Annotated in this window: 17 protein-coding genes and 1 pseudogene; 10 read left to right on the top strand and 8 right to left on the bottom strand. The window is 63.2% G+C overall.

Going from position 1 to position 20,561, the window contains the following annotated elements; all coding sequences use genetic code 11:
• Positions 1–34 precede the first annotated feature (34 nt).
• Positions 35–335: pseudogene (locus J2R76_RS23170) on the top strand (TetR/AcrR family transcriptional regulator); the annotation flags it as partial.
• A 23-nt stretch (positions 336–358) separates the two neighbouring features.
• Here J2R76_RS23170 and J2R76_RS23165 read toward each other — a convergent pair.
• From J2R76_RS23165 to J2R76_RS23150, 4 genes are all read right to left on the bottom strand, one after another.
• On the bottom strand, positions 359–613 hold the full coding sequence (locus J2R76_RS23165) for a hypothetical protein (RefSeq protein ID WP_141340215.1): 255 nt from the start codon (positions 611–613) through the stop codon (positions 359–361).
• A gap of 164 nt (positions 614–777) precedes the next feature.
• Entirely contained in the window at positions 778–1,029 is a 252-nt protein-coding gene (locus tag J2R76_RS23160; RefSeq protein WP_057016389.1) for a hypothetical protein, read from the bottom strand.
• Between the two features lie 654 nt (positions 1,030–1,683).
• Positions 1,684–2,553 (bottom strand): VOC family protein, encoded by an 870-nt coding sequence (locus J2R76_RS23155; protein ID WP_309143553.1) that lies wholly within the window; start codon positions 2,551–2,553, stop codon positions 1,684–1,686.
• A gap of 716 nt (positions 2,554–3,269) precedes the next feature.
• Positions 3,270–3,659 carry a hypothetical protein gene (locus J2R76_RS23150; protein WP_229190279.1) on the bottom strand — a complete coding sequence of 130 codons (390 nt, stop codon included), beginning with the start codon at positions 3,657–3,659 and terminating at the stop codon, positions 3,270–3,272.
• A gap of 18 nt (positions 3,660–3,677) precedes the next feature.
• Here J2R76_RS23150 and J2R76_RS23145 point away from each other — a divergent pair, with 18 nt between their 5' ends.
• A complete protein-coding gene (locus J2R76_RS23145) occupies positions 3,678–5,768 on the top strand; it encodes a TOMM precursor leader peptide-binding protein (RefSeq protein WP_253625022.1) in 2,091 nt (696 codons plus the stop codon).
• A 92-nt stretch (positions 5,769–5,860) separates the two neighbouring features.
• Positions 5,861–7,237 carry a SagB family peptide dehydrogenase gene (locus J2R76_RS23140; RefSeq protein ID WP_076825178.1) on the top strand — a complete coding sequence of 459 codons (1,377 nt, stop codon included), beginning with the start codon at positions 5,861–5,863 and terminating at the stop codon, positions 7,235–7,237.
• 714 nt (positions 7,238–7,951) lie between these two features.
• On the opposite strand, the gene J2R76_RS23135 is transcribed toward J2R76_RS23140, so the two are convergent.
• A complete protein-coding gene (locus J2R76_RS23135; RefSeq protein ID WP_253625021.1) occupies positions 7,952–9,568 on the bottom strand; it encodes an AMP-binding protein in 1,617 nt (538 codons plus the stop codon).
• Between the two features lie 190 nt (positions 9,569–9,758).
• Between J2R76_RS23135 and J2R76_RS23130 the strand changes: the two genes are divergently transcribed.
• The 6 genes from J2R76_RS23130 (at position 9,759) to J2R76_RS23105 (ending at position 15,760) form a co-directional block, all read left to right on the top strand.
• Complete coding sequence (locus J2R76_RS23130; RefSeq protein WP_253625020.1) at positions 9,759–10,352, top strand: GNAT family N-acetyltransferase; 594 nt, start codon at positions 9,759–9,761, stop codon at positions 10,350–10,352.
• 243 nt (positions 10,353–10,595) lie between these two features.
• Positions 10,596–11,555: a DUF3100 domain-containing protein gene (locus J2R76_RS23125; protein WP_253625019.1), complete on the top strand. Its 960-nt coding sequence runs from the start codon at positions 10,596–10,598 to the stop codon at positions 11,553–11,555.
• Between the two features lie 56 nt (positions 11,556–11,611).
• Complete coding sequence (locus tag J2R76_RS23120) at positions 11,612–11,932, top strand: hypothetical protein (RefSeq protein ID WP_253625018.1); 321 nt, start codon at positions 11,612–11,614, stop codon at positions 11,930–11,932.
• Between the two features lie 23 nt (positions 11,933–11,955).
• A complete protein-coding gene (locus J2R76_RS23115) occupies positions 11,956–13,125 on the top strand; it encodes a M20 aminoacylase family protein (RefSeq protein ID WP_076825248.1) in 1,170 nt (389 codons plus the stop codon).
• Entirely contained in the window at positions 13,122–14,522 is a 1,401-nt protein-coding gene (locus J2R76_RS23110) for an L-serine ammonia-lyase (protein WP_305884429.1), read from the top strand. Before J2R76_RS23115 ends, J2R76_RS23110 begins: the two co-directional genes overlap by 4 nt.
• A 164-nt stretch (positions 14,523–14,686) precedes the next feature.
• Positions 14,687–15,760: an AraC family transcriptional regulator gene (locus tag J2R76_RS23105; protein ID WP_082653722.1), complete on the top strand. Its 1,074-nt coding sequence runs from the start codon at positions 14,687–14,689 to the stop codon at positions 15,758–15,760.
• 337 nt (positions 15,761–16,097) lie between these two features.
• Here J2R76_RS23105 and J2R76_RS23100 read toward each other — a convergent pair whose 3' ends face one another.
• The 3 genes from J2R76_RS23100 to J2R76_RS23090 all read right to left on the bottom strand — a co-directional run bounded on the left by J2R76_RS23100 (position 16,098) and on the right by J2R76_RS23090 (position 19,171).
• Positions 16,098–17,297, bottom strand: coding sequence for a CaiB/BaiF CoA-transferase family protein (locus tag J2R76_RS23100; RefSeq protein ID WP_057016381.1), 1,200 nt, complete (start codon positions 17,295–17,297; stop codon positions 16,098–16,100).
• Between the two features lie 119 nt (positions 17,298–17,416).
• Positions 17,417–18,391: a 3-hydroxyacyl-CoA dehydrogenase NAD-binding domain-containing protein gene (locus tag J2R76_RS23095; RefSeq protein WP_253625016.1), complete on the bottom strand. Its 975-nt coding sequence runs from the start codon at positions 18,389–18,391 to the stop codon at positions 17,417–17,419.
• Positions 18,392–18,412: 21 nt separating this feature from the next.
• Positions 18,413–19,171 carry an acetoacetate decarboxylase gene (locus J2R76_RS23090; RefSeq protein ID WP_253625015.1) on the bottom strand — a complete coding sequence of 253 codons (759 nt, stop codon included), beginning with the start codon at positions 19,169–19,171 and terminating at the stop codon, positions 18,413–18,415.
• Between the two features lie 306 nt (positions 19,172–19,477).
• Between J2R76_RS23090 and J2R76_RS23085 the strand changes: the two genes are divergently transcribed.
• Positions 19,478–20,500, top strand: coding sequence for an AraC family transcriptional regulator (locus J2R76_RS23085; RefSeq protein WP_253625014.1), 1,023 nt, complete (start codon positions 19,478–19,480; stop codon positions 20,498–20,500).
• The last annotated feature ends 61 nt before the right edge of the window (positions 20,501–20,561 follow it).

Raw genomic sequence — 20,561 nt, 5'->3', positions numbered from 1 at the left:
AAAAATTCTCAAGGGCCTCAACGCCACGCTTACGGTGCACGCCTTCATCCGCTCCGAATGCGAGGAAGCCGCGGTACGCGTCGCGCTGAGCGATGCCGCGCCGCTCTATCGCGATGCCCCCGAGGCGCGCGAGGCGCGGGCATCCGGCGAGCGCATCGTCGAAGCGTTCATGCGCGAGGCGTTGCCGAAAGCGTCCGGCGCGGTGCGCGACGGCGGGCGATCTGATCACGACGACGCTAAGTACGGTGGGCAAGGATTTTTCCGAGAGCCCGCGAACGCCCGCCGAGATCGCGACCTATGCCGACGCCATGGTCGACATGTTCTGCGCGATCTGAGGAGTCTCGGAAAGCGCTGAAGTTCACAGATAGTGCTTGGCGACCAGCAGAAACCCGAGCACGCCGCCGGTCACAGCGAAAACCGTCACGCCATTGCAGAGACTGACGTAAGCGGCCGACCAGTAAGAAACAGTCTGAGCGGCCGTCGCAACTTTTTTCGACTTCTGGGGCAAGCCAATTGGCTCCTGAAAAAGGCGCCGCCATCTGGTCAACACAGATGACGGCGCCCGTCTGAGGGCTTCAGGGCGAAACCCTGCTGCAGCGTAAGGTGCGATCATGAACGGTTCGTATACCGCCCGGCTGTCGCAAGCTCGCATGTCAGCTGAAGCGTCGAGGTTCCCTAAAGCATCATCCGGAAAAGTGCGCAGCGGTCTTCCGAAAAAGATCATGCTCAAACAAGAGGCCAAAGCGCGATGACGATTCGACCCAATCTCATCGCGCTTTAGAACGAAGCGTAGGCATTTCGAAATGCGATGGCGCCAGCCAGCGAGCGCGGCCGCGTGCGCACGGCATGCCCGTCGTTGCCGCTCTGCACGATCCACTGGCCGTTCTCCTGACCCACGATCTTGCCGACGTGGTGACGCCAAACCACGATGGTGCCGACCGAGGGGCCGCCGGCATTGGTGCCGTAGCTTGCCCAGGATCGGGCCAGATTGAATTGCGGACCGGGATCGCTGCCGACCTGGGTGCGCATGAACCAGCCGCACCACGCAGCTGGGCGACCGGAATGTGCAGAGTGCCGATGGTGATGGTGACGGCCGCGGGCTTCGGCAGTTGAAGCGAACGCCAAAAGAACCGCCACAGCGGCGAGAAGTTTACGCATTACAAAGTCCTTCTTGCTGTTGGCAGACCATCCATGTTGTGGGGGGAAGCGCAGCGATGATCTGCGATTGGCTTGCGAAGCGACCGCATCGGTCAGGCGACGCATAACGAAGGCGGGGCATGGCCCGCGCAGGCGTTTAAGAAACGGGCTATGGCCAAAATATGGCCGGTACGTCCCGTCAGGCGGCCGCGACACTGCCGAAGACGTCAGGCTTGGTCCGCGCAATGGCTGCTAATTTGATCACCGCGGTTGTGCTCTCGGACAGCGACGCGTTGTCGAGCCGGCCAGCCTAGGATCGGCTGCCGATCTTGAGTCAGTGCGGTGTGGTGATTGTAAACAGTCCGTCTTCGCTTTCGCGTTGCTCGAGCTTCGCCGGACACGCTTCGCCTTTGCAGGCTTCGCGGCCGCGCCACGCGAAGCCTGCAAAGGCGAAGCGTGGTGCACCATTCAGAATACAAATGCGCAATCTACCTAATTTAAATACCTGTATAATTCTGCTGCGGACAAGGTCGACACGTTTCCGACCTATCGCTTGGTCTTGTGAAGGACCAATTTGCCCTGCGAAGCGACATCACCCCACCTGGCGGACCAATTGAGTTCCGAGGCGGAGGGTCGCTCAGTGCCTTTCTGATCCCAAGCTCCCTGTAGCGCAAATAGAGCCCCTTGGGGATCGGCACATCGCAAGATCCAGCAACCGTCGGGCAACTCGATTGGACCTTGGAGGACCCGGCCCCCGCCAGCATCAACGCGCTTGGCAGCCGCACCGATGTCATCGACATTGAAGTAATAGAGCCAGCAGGGTTGCGATACGCTCGGAAGTTTGGTGAGCATTCCGCCGATCGTCTGGCCGGCCGCCGAAAACAATTCGTACAGGTCGGCCGGCCCGGTTTCAGCGTGAGCCTTCTGCCAGCCAAGAAGCTCGCCGTAAAACGGGAAGATCTTGTTCCGGTCTTCAGCCAGCAACTCGTGCCAGCCCACGCGTCCAGGCTCGTCCAATCCGCTGGGTTGCCGTTGGCCATATGTCAGCCCGGAAACCAGTGCAAACGTCGCTCCTTGCGGATCGGCGACCACCGAAATTCGGCCAATATTGCTGGCGGTCGGCGTTACCAGAATGGCGCCCCCACGACGGCGGATCTGCACGGCTTTCGCATCCACGTCATCGACGGCGATGTAGCCGATCCATCTCGGCCTCGCTCCCAATCGCAGCCCCTCTTCCGGGAGATGCATGAGTCCAACTGCCGGGGCGTCGCCTGCAGTAAGCAGCGTATAGGCGAATTCCGGAGTCGACGCATCTTCCACCGCCCAGCCGATGACCTTGCCATAAAAATCAGCTGCTGCCGGCATGTCCGTCGTCAGCAACTCATACCAGGCGAAGCGTCCGAGTTGATCGACCAAGCTAATTTCCCCGTTCAAGCGGGCCGACGATTGCGCACTGCATCAAATTGCACCCGTTGCAATCCGCTCCACGGGCGCGGATTGTCGATTTAATCGACCAAATTGCGCGATATCGTTCATGAAGATGAATGCAATCAGAACGAGCTCTATTACATTTTGTGTATACCGTAATTCTTGTCTGCCTCGTTCGCTCGGCGTAAGATCGTGCTTCGGAAGTCCTTTCTTCCAAACTGGGAGGATGCGGCCATGCAGCGGGCGAAGCAAGCTTCGAGAAAGAAGCGAACGACCAACGCCGCGGTACCGGCGCTGGGATTAGCCGGTCTGACTTTTTCGCTCGCGGGCAGCGCATATGCCTCCGCCGTGCCCTCCGACGACGTTCAACACAAGCCGAACTTCGCGCCGGGCCATATGACGACGCTCAGTGAGGAAGAACTCGCCGACGTCAGTCTCGCCACCTTCCACCTCAATCTCATCGACGATGAAAGCGTCGGAGGCCGCGTGCTGCTCGCGCGGGGATGCGGTGGTTGCCGTGGCTGCGGAGGCGCCAGAGGTTGCGGAGGCTGCAGGGGTTGCGGAGGATGCAGGGCCTGCAGAGGCTGCCGCTGCGGTGTCGGTTGCGGTGGATGTGGCGGCTGCGGCGTTGGTTGGATCGGCGTAGGCGTGCCATTGGTCACATGCGCAGGCTGCTGTGCATCCTGGGGCCGCTGCCGCTGGTGCTAGCGCTCACTGACTGGGCGTCGACACGTCGCGATTTCATTGGCCGGGCGCCCGAACGACCCGGCCAATTTTTTGCTTTCGTTATACATTCGCCGCGCCTGGCTGATCAGCTTGCCGACGGTGGGCGAGTGTGATCCAAATTGCTCGCAGAATGCCGGTGGCCGAACGCGGCGCACAAGTCGCGCAATGCCAATGGTTCGCCGCGCGCCGGCGATCGGAAGTGACAGCAACAGGATCAGCGTGCCGCCCCGATGACAGTCAATGGCAAGAGCCGCACCGCGAGGCAGAGCCGCAAGGGCATTTTGCGATTCGCGCCGAACTTTACCGCTTATGTGATTCCTCCCGATGTGGTCTGCCTCTACTCCGAGAACCGCAAATTCTTCCTGCATGGTGATCTCTATTGTGCGGTGGCCGCGGCGATCGGCAAAAATGGTAAGGCTGCACCAGAGATCGTTCGGCAGCTCTCAAAGAATTTTCCCGCCGACAAGATCGAGGAAGCGATCAGGCGGCTGCTGGAGCGCCGATATGTCGTAAGCGGAGCGCCGCACGCGTTCGCAGGCGCCGTCGATGGATATTGGGCGAGTCTCGGCCTCCCCCCCGAGGTCGCAGAACAGAATCTCCGCGATTGCCCAGTGCGGGTCGAAGCGATCGATGTCAAAGGCGCCAACGAACTTGCCGCGGCCTTGAGCAATCTCGGTGTTCGGATCACCAAGCGGTCGCCCAAGCTCACGATCACACTGGTGAACGACTATCTTGACCGGCGGCTCGTCGAATTGAACGGAAAGCGCTTTGGCGATGGGACGCCCTGGCTGCTGGCGCAGCCGTCCGGCGTGTTTCCGCTGGTGGGACCCGTGTTCAAGGCGGGCGAGAGCGCCTGCTGGACTTGCCTGTTCGATCGCATGATACGCAATCGGGAGATCAAGGGATTTCTCGATCGCAGAGCGGCGCAGGTGGTCGCCGTATCGCCCCTGGTCGGCGACGCCGTCGGACAAATCGGCATCCACTTCGCTGCTGTTGAAATCGCAAAAGCGATTGCCTCGGGATTTCGTACCGATCTGCGCGATCACATCGCAAGCTTCGACCTGACCGGTGCCGTCATTGCCAAGCATTACGTCGCGCGACGCCCGCAGTGTCGTACCTGCGGTAGCAGGAAGCTGCAGAGTCCGCGCCGGGCGGCAGCGCCGATCGAGATCGCGGAGGGCGGAAAGCTCGTCATGACCAGCGGCGGTTACCGCGCCGTGACGTCGCGAGCCACCGTAGCACGGTTCCGCAAGCACGTCAGTCCGCTGACCGGCGTCGTCTCGCGGCTCGAGCGGATCGAGGCCGATCTGCCGATGAACACGAACTTTTTCGCCTACCACAATTTCTCGGCGCCGGCCTGGAACGTCGACCAGCTCAGATCCGGATTGAGCGGCGGCAGCTTCGGCAAGGGCTCCACAGCCGAGCAGGGCGAGGCAAGCGCGTTGATGGAGGCGATCGAGCGCTATTCGGGTATTTTCCAGGGGGACGAGATCAGGACGAAGCGCCGCTTTGTCGATTTCGCTCCCGGCGACGCTCTTCTTCCCAACGAAGTACAGCTTTTCAGCGACGCGCAGTTTCAAAACAGACATACCTCGCAGCCGGACGATTCACATCTGGTGCCTGAGCCGCTCGATCCCTCGACCAAGACGGAGTGGTCGCCGGTCTGGTCGTTACGCGACAAGCGTTTCAAACATCTTCCAACGGGCCTCTTGTACTTCTTCTATGGCGGCTTCCACACCGATTCCAACGGATGCGCGGCCGGCAACACCCGGGAGGAAGCCATCGTTCAAGGCTTCCTCGAACTGGTCGAGCGCGACGCCTACGCGATCTGGTGGTACAACCGGCTACAACGTGCAGAAGTCGACCTCGCGCAATTCGAAGATCCCTATGTGCGGGATCTGCAAGCCCAGCTTGCCGATGCGGGGCGCAGGCTTTGGGTGCTCGACATCACCAGCGATCTCGGCATTCCCTCTTACGTGGCGATCATTCATTGGATGCAGAACGGACACGAAAATATCGAATTCGGTTCCGGCTCGCATTTCGATCGCCGCATAGCCCTGCTGCGTTCCCTCACCGAACTGACCCAGTTCATGTCGATTGGCATGATGGGCGGCGGAAGTGGCGAGAAGCCGACGCTGGACGGTGTCACGCCGCTGCGACTGGACGATTATCCGTTCCTGATCCCCAGCGACAATCCGATCGTGCCGTCGGCGCCGAGCCTCAAGGTTCACGACAACGCGCGCGACCAGGTCAATGCCTGCATCGAGATTGCCACCGGCGCGGGATTTGATTTCCTCGTGCTCGACCAGACGCGGCCCGATGTCCAGGTGCCCGTCGTCAGAGTGCTCGTTCCGGGGTTGCGACATTTCTATCGCCGCTTCGCACCCGGCCGACTTTACGATGTTCCGATGAAGCTCGGATTGCTGAATCGTCCGCGACTGGAAAGCGAGCTCACGCCATTCCTTCCACACACCTGAAGGCTGGCTCGTTGCGCAACTTCCGGAAAACGAAGCTCAGGAAGATCGCACCCGTCATCGTCGCCCGATTGAACGGTCGTTGCTCCCTTCACATGCAGGCGGACGGAAGCATCGCTGCAGGTTTGGGCGGCTACTCGATCAATCTGGGACAATTCAGCGCGGCAGCGGTCGACCGTGCGGGACATCTCACCAGCGGCCTGCCGCTCGCCTCCTTTGCGGGCAAAGGCGTCCTCGCGAGGCAGGTTCATGCCCTCGTGCGGCGACTGGCAGGGCATGGACTTCTCGAATACCGCTTATGCTCTCCGCGTGACGAGCAAGACCTCGTGGTCATCGAGCCGCAGGTCGCCGAATACTGGCCACAACGCGCAAAGCTGGGGAGCGGTGATACCATTGTGTTGTCGCGCTTCGCCTATCTGCGCCGGCGCGACAGCGAGATGGTGCTGGAATCACCGCGCGCCGGCGCGCTGTTTCGGATTTTCGATCCCGCCATCGCTGCCACCCTCGCTGCCCTGTCGCGGCCTCAGAAGATCAGCGAGCTTCGCCGCCATGCGGCCTCCGCGAACCTCGATCTGCTCGGATTGCTGCTCGACAGCAAGATGCTGATTAGGCTCAATGCGAAAGACGGCGACGGCCTTCGGGTGAATGAAGGCGACGGCAATCTCGTTCTCTGGGACTTCCACGATCTCGTGTTTCATACGAGGAGCACGGAGGGCCGGCACACCAATCCAGTTGGCGGCGCGTTCACCCATGCGGGCGTCGTTCCACCGCTACCCGCGGTGCGCCCGCCTTGGCCCGGCAAGAAGATCGACCTCGGCAAATTCTCCACGTCGGGGTCGGTCTCGCACTTCGCGAAGCTGTTGCGCGAACGCCATTCAATACGAGATTTCGACGACCAGCATCCGGTCACGCTCGCCGAGCTCGCGCAGTTTCTCGACACGACAGCCCGCGTGCTGTCGGAATGGAAGATCGGCGCAGATTTTGACGGCGGTCCCGAGGTCACCTACAGCGCAAGACCCTATCCGTCGGCAGGCGGCGCGTATGAGCTGGAACTATACTTGGCGGTCTTGAACTGCGGGGAGCTTGCACGTGGACTTTACCACTATGACGCGGGCAGCCACGCGCTTGTCGCGATCGACACCTCCGCCCAACAACTCCAAGCGCTTTCTACGGCGGCCGAGTTTGCCATGGACGCATCCGGTCCACCGCAGGTCTTGATCACGATCGCCGCGCGCTTTGGGCGGATCTCCTGGAAATACAGCTCAATCGCATATTCGCTGATCCTGAAGGACGTCGGCAACCTGATCCAGACGTTCTATCTGACGGCGACCGACATGGGCCTTGGTGGCTGCGCAATCGGCACCTGCAACATCGATCTGTTTGCAAAAATGACGGGGCTTGAATTCCACGTGGAGGGCCCGGTCGGTCAATTCGCGCTCGGGCGCGGCAGGAAACCGGCCCCCTCTAGCTAAAGGGGAGGTCTTTGTTTACGGCCTGGATCGCACGCGAATAGTGCCCAGGGCGGGATCGAACCATCCGGCTTCGCCCTTCGGGCTACGCCGGGACGAGACTTCGTGCGGATGGCTTGTCGGCTACGGCTGCGCTGAATGGTGCCCCTGGCCGGCAATCGCCTAATGGCATAACGAATTGAATTTGCAATAGCTTTAACCGCCGATTGCTGCGGATACCAACAGCAATACCAACAAGATGACAGCTTTCAGTCTTCGAAGTGCCTATCTGCCGAGGGTCTGTGTGCCGGTTCTTTGGCGGCCGCCAAGGTCGCTCGGCGCACGAAAGTCTTTCATTCTGTCCAGGAGACGCGTCAGTCCGCGACCTTATCGAAGTCACACACCATGAGTGCGGTTTCGGCCAGGCTGATAATGTCCACCCGCAGATCCGTGGTCGTCCCCTGACCGATAATGCCTTGCAGCGTCAGTTCTGCCGAGCGCTTCGATCATCCGTTTCATACGTCGCCGGTACTTGATGCTCGAGCTTTCGTCGTCGTGACTGAACATGTCGCAGGCTGCAATTTGGTCTTTGCCGATGAATCGTCGGGTCAAAGAGGCATGCCAAACATGGGTATCGAGCCCCGAAAAGGTGCCGTCGGACCAGGTTGGGAGTGATTTTAGGACATGAGCTGATCGGGATTTCCAGCGCGCGCCATCGGCCGGTCGGGCAGCTTTGCGTCAGTCCTTGAGCAGCCGCCGCAACAGCTTGCCGGCCGGTGAGCGCGGCAACTCGGTCACGAAGCTGACATCGCGCGGCACCTTGTAAGGCGCCATGTTCTGGCGCGCCCATGCCGCGAGCTGGGCGGTGTCCAGCTCGGCGCGCGGCGCCAGGACGATGAAGGCCTTGACCACTTCGCCCTTGGTTGCGTCGGGCACGCCGATCACGGCCGACGCCGCCACGTCGGGGTGCTTGTTCAGGATCGACTCGACCTCTTCCGGGAAGACGCTGTAGCCGGAGACCTTAATCATCTCCTTGAAGCGCCCCATGAAGGTCAGATAGCCGTCGGCATCGAGGCGGCCCATGTCGCCGGTGTGTAGCCAGCCATTGCGCAGCGCTTCCGCGGTCGCGTCGGGACGATTGCGGTAACCCTTGAATACGCCCGGGCCGTGGATCACGATTTCGCCGGGGACGCCGGCCGGCATGTCCGTGCCGGAGTCGGGATCGACGATCCGGATCTCGTTGCCGGGCACCGGCCTGCCATGCGTGCCCCAGCGGATTGCGTTGCGCGGCATGAAAGTGTCGACCGTGTGGGTCTCGGTCAGCCCGTACGCCGCCTCGAAGCTCTCGCAGTTCGACGCGACGGCCTGCCATTGCCCCGCAAGCGCTTCGGTCCAGTCGATGCCGAAACTGGTCACGGGATTGACGCGGAGGCTTTTCAGCCTGAAGTCGGAAATGTTCGGGAGCTGCGTGACCGCGACGTTCATCGGCGCGACGCTGTACCACCAGCTCACCTGATAGCGGTCGATCGCCTGGGCTGTTACGAGCGGATCGAACCGGTACAGCAGCACGGACGTCGCGCCGGCATAGACCGGTGCATTGACGCCCATCACCATGCCGGCGATGTGATAAAGCGGCGCGATCGAGAGCAGCACGTCCTCGGCGCCGATCCCGTTGCACGTCACGGTCGCGGCCGTCTTGAAGATGACGTTGCGATAGGACAGCATCGCCCCCTTGGGCCGACCCGTGCTGCCCGACGTGTAGATCATCAGCGCCGTATCGTTCATGTCGATCGCGACATCGCGGGGCGACGCGCCGCTTGCGGTGACGGCGAGGAAGTCCTCGATCTCGCCGGCCGTACCGGCCGGCCCGGAGCCGGATGCGAACAGCTCGTCGGGAACGCCGATCGGCGGCCGCTCGGGCAGCAGGTCCGGGTAGCGGACCACGAAGACATGCTCGAGCCTGGTCTTGTCACGGACCTGAGCCACGATCGGCAAGAGCGGTTCGGCCGCGACGATCACGCGCGCGCCGAGATCGTCGAGCTGGTAGGCGAGCTCGTGCTCCTTGTTCAGCGCCCCGCAGGGCGAGGCAATGGCGCCGATCTTCTGGATGCCGTATTGCGCCATCAGGTATTGCGGACAGTTGTTCATGAACAGCGCGACCGGCTCGCCCTTGGCGACGCCGAGCTGCTGCAGGCGCGCCGCGAATGCATCACTCGCGCGATCGAGCTCGAGGAACGTGATGGCACGGCCATACCAGATGCAGGCCGGCTTTTCCGGCCGCTCGCGGGCATGGCTGCGGAGCATCTCGTGAAGCGGACGTTCGTCGACGTCCCTGGAAGGGTTTGTATTGGTCATTGGCAACAAGCTCTTGTGCTCATCGTCGTTCGGAAAGGTGCAAACAGGCCGTCTCAGGGGTTATATTCGGACATCGGTGCGCTCGGCTTGCTTGATCTGGCTCTCGCGTGCAGGACTGCAGGAAGAAACGCCGCAGAGCCCGCAAATTGGTTGCGGCGAAGTCTGGATTTCGATTGAGCGAGTGATCTGCATGAGGACCATCAAGATGCGATCCTATCCGCGTCGCGTCAACTTCGAGAGTGGGGACGTCGAGTTTCGGTTGATGGGGCCTGCCGACGAAGCTGCCGTCGGGAAATTTGCCAACGCGCTTGCCGTGCACGACATGCTTTTCCTGCCGCGGAATATCCGTGAGCCGAAGGTGCTATCGGCTTGGATCAAGGAGATCGAGCGCGGCTCGATCGTCAGCCTGCTGGTGGTGAAGGACGACATCGTGGTGGGGTGCGGCACAATCGTGCGGGACCCCGTGTCGTGGTCGGCTCATGTCGGCGAGATCAGGACCGTGATCTCCTCGCATGTACGCGGCACCGGCATCGGACGGGCACTTTCCAATGAGGCCTTTGACCTCGCGTTGTCGATGGGCCTGGAACGCCTGACCGTGCAGATGACGTCGGACCAGACCCGCGCGATCACGATCTTCGAGGCACTCGGCTTCCGAGCCGAGGCGCTGTTGCGCGATCAGGTGAAAGACCTTCAGGGCAAGACGCACGACATCGTCGTGCTTGGCGTCAATGTGGCGGACGTGCAGAAGCTCGAACCGGGCGATGCGCCCGGTGCGATCGAGTAGCACGAGGACTGGCCGAGGAATCGCTTCGCCGTCCTCGTACCGTTTGCATCCATGACGGCAACGGTCGCGGTCATGCCGGCTTTCGCCGGTCGGATCTGAGTTCTGCCAACGTTGCAAAAAATGCAACGGAAATAGGATGACACGATCATTGATGCAAGCTGCTTTCTCCCTGATGCTGCGCGGGCAGGTTGTTCACCGTTCACCGCATTGCCTCGCAATCATTTTCCGGAGGTGTCCAGCATCATGACATCGACCTCTTCGCCTTCCGCAGACCTGGCCGCCCCGGCGGTCAATCCCGCAAGCACCGGCAAGCTCACGCTGTTCGTTGCGGTTCTGATCATCGTTGCCGTCGCTGAGACGGTCGGGATCGTCCAGTTCCAGATCGGACCGGGCAAGGTGCTGCTCCAACCGATGGTGTGGGCGCTGCTGATTGCGGCCGCATGGAGCCTCTCAGCGCGTTATCTACCTACCGCCGCGCGGATCGGGCCGAGCCTGCAGACCTATGCGGGACAACTGCTCAACGCGGGCCTGTTGCTGTTCGTGATCAAGATGGCATTCACGGTCGGCGGCGCGCTGCCGGAGGTGCAGAAGGCAGGCTGGGCGTTGATCTTCCAGGAGCTCGGGCACACCTTCGGCACGCTCGTCCTCGGCCTGCCGATTGCGCTCCTGCTCGGCGTCAAGCGCGAAGCGGTCGGCGCGACGTTTTCGATCGGCCGTGAAGGCAACATGGTGATCATCGGCGAGAAATACGGCATGAACTCCGCCGAGGGGCGCGGCGTGCTGGCCGAGTACATCACGGGCACCGTGCTCGGTGCGTTGTTCATCGCGCTGTTGGCCGGCTTTGTCGCCAGCCTGCACATCTTCGATCCGCGGTCGCTCGCGATGGGCGCTGGCGTCGGCTCGGGCAGCATGATGGCGGCCGCGATCGGCACCATCAACGGCCACAATCCGCCCGAGATGGCGAAGGAACTGATCGCGATCGCCTCGGCGGCGAACCTGATGACCGCCGTGCTCGGCTTCTATTTCGCCCTGTTCTTCTCGCTACCGGTGTGCTCCTGGCTGTATGACAGGCTGGAGCCCGTTCGAACTTCACGTCGGAAGACCTCGGGCCCTCGATCGCCAGCGCCAGCGAGACAAAGCACGGCACGTTCGGCTTCTCCGACTCGCTGCTCGCGTGGATTACTGTTGCGGGCGGCGTCCTGATCGGCAACTCGCTCACCTACAAGGTTCCCCTGCTGGAATCGTGCGCAGGTCTCCTGGTGGTGCTCGCGGTCGTCCTGCTGGTCGACGTCGTTGCCCGTCTGTTGCCGAAAGTGCCGCACATCCTTGTCCTGGTCGTGGTCACGACTGTGCTCGGCATTCCCGGCCTGCTGCCGTTTTCCAACGCGATGATCGGCTCGGTCGACAAGCTGAACTTCCTGGCTTTCACGACCCCTGTGCTGACGCTCGCCGGCTTCTCGGTCGCCAAGGATCTTCCGATCTTCAGGAAGCTGAGCTGGCGTATCGTGGTGGTCTCGCTGACGGCTGCGGCGGGCACGTTTTTCGGTGCGACATTGATCGCCGAATTCTTCCATCGCTAACCCGCGAACAGATGGACCAACGCATGTCAGAGAAGTTTGGAATCGCCGACGATGTCTGTGCCCGCATGCTGGATTGGCGCCATGACATCCATGCCAACCCGGAAACCGCGTTCCAAGAGCACCGCACCGCCCAGCTCGTGGCCGATGCGCTGATGGAGATGCAGATTCCGGTCCATCGCGGCCTCGGCGGCACCGGCGTGGTCGGAACGCTGAAGAATGGCGAAGGCCCGACGATCGCGCTGCGCGCCGACATGGACGCGCTTGATCTACAGGAACTGGGGGACCGCGCCCACAAATCAACCCGGGCCGGCAAAATGCACGGCTGTGGCCACGACGGCCACACCACAATGCTGCTTGGCGCCGCCGTACAGCTCGCCCGCCGCCGGCCGTTCCGCGGCACTGTTCACTTCGTGTTCCAGCCCGCCGAGGAGAATGAAGGCGGCGGCAAGAGGATGGTTGAGGAGGGGTTGTTCAAGATGTTTCCCGCCGACGCGGTCTACGGGATGCACAACATTCCGAATATCCCGCGAGGAAAATTCGCGATCCGGACCGGCATTGCGACGGCCTTCCTCGATACGTTCGAGATCGTCGTGACCGGGAGCGGTTGTCATGCCGCGACGCCGGAGAAGGGCATCGACCCGATCCTGGTGTCGGCCGATCTCGTCTCCGCGCTACAAGGCATCGTGAGCCGCCGCATCGGTGCCATGGACGCCGCCGTCGTGAGCGTCACACAGATCCATGGCGGCGACACCTGGAACGTGGTGCCCGAAACCGTCACATTGCGCGGTACGGTCAGAACGCTGGACGCCGAGATACAGGATCAGGTCGAGGCTGCCATGAAGCAGGTCTGCGCCGGCGTGGCGCAAACCCATGGCGGAAAGATCGATCTGAGCTACATGCGAGGTTATCCGGGAGTGATCAACACGCCCGCCGAAGCGAATGCCGCGGCGTCGGCCGCCGCAAACCTCGTCGGCGTCGAACAGGTGCAAACCGACATCAAGCCGGCGATGGGATCGGAGGACTTTGCGTTCATGCTGCAGGAGTGCCCAGGCGCTTACATCTGTATCGGCGCGGGCGAGACCGCCAATGATCCGCCGTTGCACAACCCGTACTATGATTTCAATGACGCCATCCTGCCGATGGGCGCCGCGTATTGGGTCGAGCTCGTCAAGCAACAACTGCCTGCTGCCTGATGCTTTCGGTCTTCGACATATTCAAGATCGGCATCGGCCCCTCGAGTTCGCACACGGTGGGGCCGATGCGCGCGGCCGGCCAATTCGTCCGCGCGCTCGAGCGCGATGGCCTGCTTTCCAGAACGGTACGGGTCCGCGCCGATTTCTATGGCTCGCTGGGCGCGACCGGGCGAGGGCATGCGACCGATCTCGGCGTGATCCTCGGCCTGCTCGGCGAAAAGCCCGATACGGTTGATCCGGCCGAGGTGGCTCCGCAGCTTGCGGACATCCGGCGCTCCGGCGAGCTGCGGCTGCTCAACGTTCATCCGGTCCCGTTTCGGCGCGGGCACGATATCGTGTTCAAGCCCGACAGCGCACTCCCGGAACATCCCAACGGAATCCGCCTCGTGGCGTTCGCGGCCGACGGCAGTCTGCTGGCGGAACGCTACTACTTCTCGATCGGCGGCGGATTCGTGATCGAGCGTGGCCTTGGCGACGCGGCTGGCGGCGCAGGCGCCGAGCTCCCGGTCTGGCCGTATCCGTTCGGCACCGGCGCCGAGCTGGTTGCACGTGCGCAGTCGAGCGGCCGCTCGATCGCCGACGTGGTGCTCGCCAACGAGTGCGTCCATCGCACCGACGCGGACGTCCGCGCCGGCCTCCTGAGGATCTGGGAGACGATGAAGCAATGCGTCGACCGCGGCTTCGGAATCGACAATGCCGGCGCGGCCGAACCGTTGCCCGGGCCGCTGGGCATTCGCCGTCGCGCACCGGCGCTCTACCGCGAACTGTCGGCCCGCAATAGCGACACCGAGAGCGTCGATCCGCTGGCGGCGATGGACTGGGTCAACGCCTTCGCGATGGCGGTGAATGAGGAGAATGCAGCACGCGGACGGATCGTGACTGCGCCGACCAACGGCGCCGCCGGCGTGATCCCGGCCGTGCTGCACTACTACGTCAAGTTCTGTCCGGGCGCGACCGACGACGGCGTCGTGACGTTCCTGCTCACCGCGGCCGCGATCGGCATGCTGTACAAGGCGAATGCCTCGATTTCCGGCGCGGAAGTTGGCTGTCAGGGCGAGGTCGGCGTCGCCTGTTCGATGGCCGCAGGCGGCCTGACGGCCGTGCTCGGCGGTGCGCCGGCCCAGGTCGAGAACGCCGCCGAGATCGGGATGGAGCACAATCTCGGACTCACTTGCGATCCCGTCGGGGGCCTGGTGCAGATTCCTTGCATCGAGCGCAACGCGATGGGCGCCGTCAAGGCCATCAACGCCGCCCGAATGGCGCTGCGTGGTGACGGCAAGCACTATGTATCGCTTGATGCCGTCATCAAGACGATGCTGCAGACCGGCGAGGATATGAAGTCCAAATACAAGGAGACATCGCTGGGCGGGCTCGCGGTGAACGTCGTGGAATGCTGAAGCACGGCGGTGCCGGCGAATTACCTCGATAGCGAACTCGGCATGATTGGATACGATCCGCGCGCCGTCCCAAGGTTGGGGATAGGGGAAGCCGGCCAGTTGCTGCCGGCATTGCGAATGATTTCGATTTGAGCAAGACTTTAGGTCCAAGGAGGTAGACGACCATGAGCGCTGGAAGGCGCCTGCGAGACGCTGTGCCGGAATGCCAATTGCCGCCGGATTTCGACCAGCATGTATATTCGGCGCAGTTGATTGCTGCCATCATCGCCGAGCTCGGCAGGCAACAGGTTCGATCGTCCGTGGCGCTGGCGGGCACCGGCTTGACCGAGGATCAGCTCGAAGCTCATACGACGCGTATCTCGTACCGGCAGATCGACATCGTGGTTCGCAATGCACTGCGGCTGTCGAACGAACCGACGGTTGCGCTCCGCGCCGGACAGCGCATGCGCGTGACCGCGCACGGAATGTACGGATATGCTTTGCTGAGCAGCGCGACCTATGACGATGCGCGCGCCTTCGCCAATCGATACCTTCGGGTCGTCGGCCCGCTGTGCGATGCGAAATACTCGTATGACGGCGCGGCGGTCGTCTGTGCGTTCGAGCCGTTGCACTGGCCGAATCCGACGCAAGACGTGCATCGCTTCGCGGCCGAGTTCGCCCTGTCGTCGCATTTGACGACGATGAAGGACCTGGCGGGCGAGTCGTTCTGCTTCTCGCGGATTTCCCTTGCCTATGGTGAACCGGCGCATGCGGACGCCTACCAGATGTTCTTCGACTGCCCGGTCCAGTTTCGCCAGCGCGGCAACGAGTACAGATATCAGCTGTCTCAGGCCGACGGTCCGGTGGCGCTGGCGGATTCCCGCACCCACGGAATGGCGCGCGAGATGTGCGAGCAGGTGCTGTCCGAGGTCAATCATGCAGGCGGCATCGCCGCCGATGTCCGGCGGGTCCTGATCGAGCAGCCCGGCAGGTATCCGAACATCGAAGCGATCGCCGAGCGGCTGTCGATGCATCCGCGTGCCCTGCGGCGGAGGCTCGAAGCGGAAGATACATCGTATCGTGAGCTGCTCGCCGAGGTGCGGACGCGGCTAGCGATGGAATATCTGCGCAAGACCGCGATGACCAACGAGGAGATCGCGAGCCGGCTGGGCTATAGCGACGCCGCCAACTTCCGGCATGCCTTCATCCGCTGGACCGGCAAGAGCCCGTCCGATTTCCGGGTCTCTTCGCCGGTGTGAAGGCCGTGCGGGCGGCGCAGCGCTGTATGTGACCGCTCGTTACTCCACGCTGTCCATAAGTCACCTCCGAACCGGCCTCGTCGAACCTCCTCGTGGTCGAACTCGATGCATAGATTGGCCATCGACGGCAAATGCGATGGCTCGTCAGGGAGTTGGAAGCGTGTCGGGCGCTGATCGCTTCTGCTCGGGGGCGTCCTCCGAACCTCAGCTGCGCCACACCGCCGCTGTGGTGCCCCCCGGTTCGGGCGCCTCGAGACTGGCCGCGCCTCTCATTCGAGGCGCGGCCTTTTCTCGTGCGTGCGGTGAGGGCGGCAGGCGCCGCCTTGCGGTCAGCGCATCACGCCAGGACCTTGCTTTCGCGCATCTCGGCGATGGCCGCGTCATCGTAGCCGGCCTCGCGCAGGATCTGCGTGCTGTGCTCACCGACCGCGGGCGCCTTGCGCGGCTTCACCTTGGTTGCACCGTCGACAAAGAACGGGCTGTCGATGGTCAGCATCTCGTCGTTCTCGAACGGCACCAGCACGCCGGCCGACAGCATTTGCCGGTCGGCGGACAGGTCGCCCATCTCGGCAACGCATTCGAAGACGATGCCTGCTTCATCGAGGCGGGCCCGCCATTCGTCCCGGTCACGCGTCGCGAATGCCGCGTCGAACAGGGCGATCAATTCGGAGGAACGGGCGAAGCGATCGGCCTGCTTGGCAAAGCGCGGATCAGTGAGCAGGTCGTTGAGGCCGAGGCATTTCGCCACGGTCGGAAAGTCGCGCTGCTCGTTGACGATCGCGAGCAGCAGCCAGCGGCCGTCGCGGCAGCGGTAGTAGCAGCCGAGCGCATTGAACAGATTCTCGCGCGGCGGCCGCGGCGTGAACGTCGCCCCGCACAACGCCGCCTGCGCCATGATGCCGTTCGACCAGACGCCGTTGGCGAGCAGCGAGGAGCCGACCTGGGTGCCGCGTCCCGTGCGCTCGCGCTGATACAGCGCCACCGCGACGGCCGCGAACAGCGAAACGCCCGACGGGTGATCGCCCATGCCGGCCAGCGCCCGCGCCGGCGGCGTGCTGGCGTCGCTCCTCACCATGTCCATCAGGCCTGAGCGCGCCCAGTAGGCCGTGACATCGAAGCCGGGCTTGCCCGCCTCGTCACCGGTCTCGCCATAGCCGGTGAAGGAGGCGTAGATCAGCCGGTCGTTCGCCGCGGCAAGCCGCTCGTAGCTGATCGCGAGCTTCCTGCGGACCGCGAGCGGATAGTTCGTGATGAAGGCGTCGGCGGTGGAGGCGAGGCGATGCAGCACCGCCTGGCCCTCGGGCTTCGACAGGTCGAGCGCAAGGCCGCGCTTGTTGCGATTGTCGAGCAGCCAGCCATAGGGCTGGTCGGATCTCGGCATGCCCGGCAGCTTCGGCACCTGACGGAACGCGTCGCCTGCACCGGGCGGTTCGATCTTGATCACGTCGGCGCCGAAGTCGCCGAGTAGCGTCGCGGCGGTTGGCGCGGCGATGAAGCTGCCGCAGTCGATGACCTTCAAACCTTCGAAGATGCTCATGTGAGTTCGTCTCCGCTTGATGCCCGGGATCAGCTGTTGTCCGTCGGCCAGGTTGGCCTATTCCGAAACGTGGCGGCCGCCTCTGTCTGCGAATGCGCGCAGGCCTGCGGGTGAGCCGGTCATGTCCCGTTCCTGCCGTTGCGTGCCGCCAGCACGTGCAGCAGCGCCACCTGCGTGTCGTCGCGTTCGCGCTCCATCCGCGGGATCGGCGTCTTGCCGAAAGATGCCGCGGCCTGGTCGATGATCTTGCGCTGCAGCGCCTCGTCGAGATCGACCTGCGGAATCACCTTGAACGACGCGGCCATGTTCTTGCCGAGGTGCTGGAAGAACGATTCCAGCCCGTTCGGTCCACCACCCATGTGGAACGAGCTGAACGGCCCGTTCACCGCCCAGCGCAACCCGATCGAGCTGGTGACGACGTCGTCCAGCTCGTCGACCGTGACGACGCCTTCCTGCACGAGATAGCAGGCCTCGCGCATGATCGCGCGCTGCAGCCGGTTGGCGACGAAGCCCTGGATTTCCTTCTTGAGCACGCGCGGCACCTTGCCGAGCGCCTCGTAGAACGCCACGGCGTCGGCGGTGGCCTCTGGATCGGTGCGCTCGCCGGGAACGATTTCGACGAGCGGGATCAGATGCGGCGGGTTGAAAGGATGGCCGACCAGCAGCCGGCTTGCATCCTTCATCTCTTTCGCCTGTTCGGTGGCTGGCCGCGCCGAGCTCGACGACAGCAGCAATGCATGTTTCGGCACCGTTGCCTCGATTCGTGCCCAGAGCTGCTGCTTCCACTCGGGCTTCTCCGGCCCGTTCTCCTGCACCAGGTCGGCGCCGGCGACGGCGCGCGCGAGGTCCGGCTCGAAGCGCAGGTTGCGCTCCAATCCCTCATGCGGCAGGCCGAGCTTCAGCAATGTCGGCCCGATCTTGATCAGGGCGTCCTTGACCGTGGCCTCGATGCCGGGCTGCGGATCGTTGATCACGACATTGAGCCCGTGTGCGAGAAACAGCGCCGCCCAGGAGGAGCCGATGACACCGGCCCCGATGACGCACACATTGCGATAGCGGTTGAGCGCCGCGGCGCGATCTGCGGATGATGGCATGGCTTCCTCCGACGTGCCCGCTTATCGCGGCTGATCGAGATAGTTGTGGCAGCGCTTGGCGCGGGACAGCGTCAAGTTGGTCATGATGTGGCTGCACGCGACGATCTCGCGCACCGGAAAATCGGCCATCGGGGCCAATGCGTGGGCGAACAGCTCCAGCCGGGCCGGGCCGGTCCAGGCGCCCTTGACGGTGATGTCGGTGATCTCGGAGCGCAGCAGTTCGCAGATGCGCGGCTCGCCCGCCGGCTTCGGACTGTCATAGGTCCACAGGATCTTCAGCATGAAGGTCGGTACGCAGATCTCGGCCTTTGCCTTTTCGAGGTCCAGCGCGCGGTGCTTGTAACCCATCGTCGCGGTGGCCACGCGCAAGCTGCCGTAGTCCATGGTGCCGACCAGGGTGTCGGAATCGACATAGAGCTTCGGCTTGCCGATCACCTTGGGATAACCGCTGATCTCGCGCCCCGATGCCAGCGCCGGCAGGTTGTCGAGGTACATCGCGTGAAGGTACTCGCCCTTCTCGTCGCCATAGCGCACCTGGACGGCCTGGCCGCATTCGGTGTAGTCGCCGAGACCGGAGGTGTCGGGCATCCGCATGATCTCCCAGCGAACCAGTGGATCGTCAATCTCCAGCGGCTCGGGAACGACTGCGCGCAACGCCTCGATGTCGGTGCGATACAGGATGTTGAGGTATTCGCGGTTGTTGAAGCGGAACGGTCCGCGGGGAAATGCCGGGGCACCGATCGGTGTCGTCAGCTGCTTGAGAACGTCTTCCCGTCGCATCCGCTCCTCCCTTGTTGGCGCTTGCCGTGGTCCGTACCGCCTCCGGCTGCGTGCCGGTTGTCGAGCAAGGCGTCGCGAGCCTAGCGATCTCGGCAAACGGAGAAAGGTGCGATTGGACCGCCGACCGGGTGACTTCCGGACGCGGGTTGCGGCGCGCGCGCGTGGATACGCGATTATTGCGTCGCGTACGGGATCGGGCTTACGTTCGATCGATCGTCAATCGTGGAGCAGGAATGCGCGGAATGCCAGGGACATGCGGTTGCAATGACTAGGCAAGAGCCGCACCTACGCCAATCGCCGGGTCGAATGCTCCCCGGCTTCGCGCAGCGAATATTCCCGCCGCATTCGATCGCAGCCATCGCGGCCGAGCTTCGTGAGCAGGGCATTGATCCATCTGAGGTTCTGGAGGGCACCGGGCTCGCGATCGGCCAGCTCGAATCCCATACGACGCGCATATCGTATCGGCAGCTCGACACGGTGATCCGCAACGCGCTGCGGCTGGCAGGCGACCCGGCTATCGCGCTGCGCTCGGGAGCGCGAATGCATGTCACCGCCTATGGCATGTACGGGTACGCGCTGCTGAGCAGTGCAACGCACGCGGAGGCGCGCGACTTCGCTGCGCGATACATCCGTGTGGTGGGGCCGTTCTGCGATTTCGACCTCTCATACGATCGAGAGACGGTGGTGGCGACGTTCCAGCCCATGCACTGGCCGAATCCGACCGAGAGTGTGCATCGCTTCGCGGTCGAGTTCGCACTGGCCGCGCATCTGACGACGATTCGCGACCGCTCGGGCCAGGGCTTCGGCTTCTCGCGCGTGCTGCTCGACTATGCGCCGCCGCCGTCCGCCGCGGCGTATCGTGATCTCTTCGGGTGCCCGGTTTTGTTCAATCAGCATCATTGTGGATACGAATACATACGCAATGACGGCCCACGGGCGCTGGCGAATCCGCGAACCCACGCCATGGCGCGGGAGATGTGCGAGGAGATCCTCGGCGAGGTGAATCGCGCCGGTGGCGTTGCTGCCGATATCCGCCGGATACTGATCGAGCAGCCGGGTCGTTACCCAAGCATCGAGGCGATCGCCGAACAGCTCGATATCTATCCCCGCGCGCTGCGGCGCAGGCTCGAGGCGGAGGGAACCTCATATCGCAGCCTGCTTTCCGAGGTGCGCATGCGGCTCGCGATCGAGTATCTGCGCAAGACGCGCATGACCAATGAGGAGATCGCAAGCCGCCTCGGCTACAGCGACGCGGCTAACTTCCGCCACGCCTTCTCGCGCTGGACCGGCAGGAATCCATCCGAATTCCGCGGCGAGGAGGGTCTTTGACCCCGAGATATCTGGGGGGCTTCGCCAGCTGTGTCCGGAGTTCACCGCCAAATTGGTTCAA

It is taken from the genome of Bradyrhizobium sp. USDA 4532 (assembly GCF_024171315.1).
GTDB classification, from domain to species: domain Bacteria; phylum Pseudomonadota; class Alphaproteobacteria; order Rhizobiales; family Xanthobacteraceae; genus Bradyrhizobium; species Bradyrhizobium australafricanum.
The sequence above is the reverse complement of the archived record's forward strand: the minus strand, read 5'-3'. Positions and strand labels throughout refer to the sequence as shown.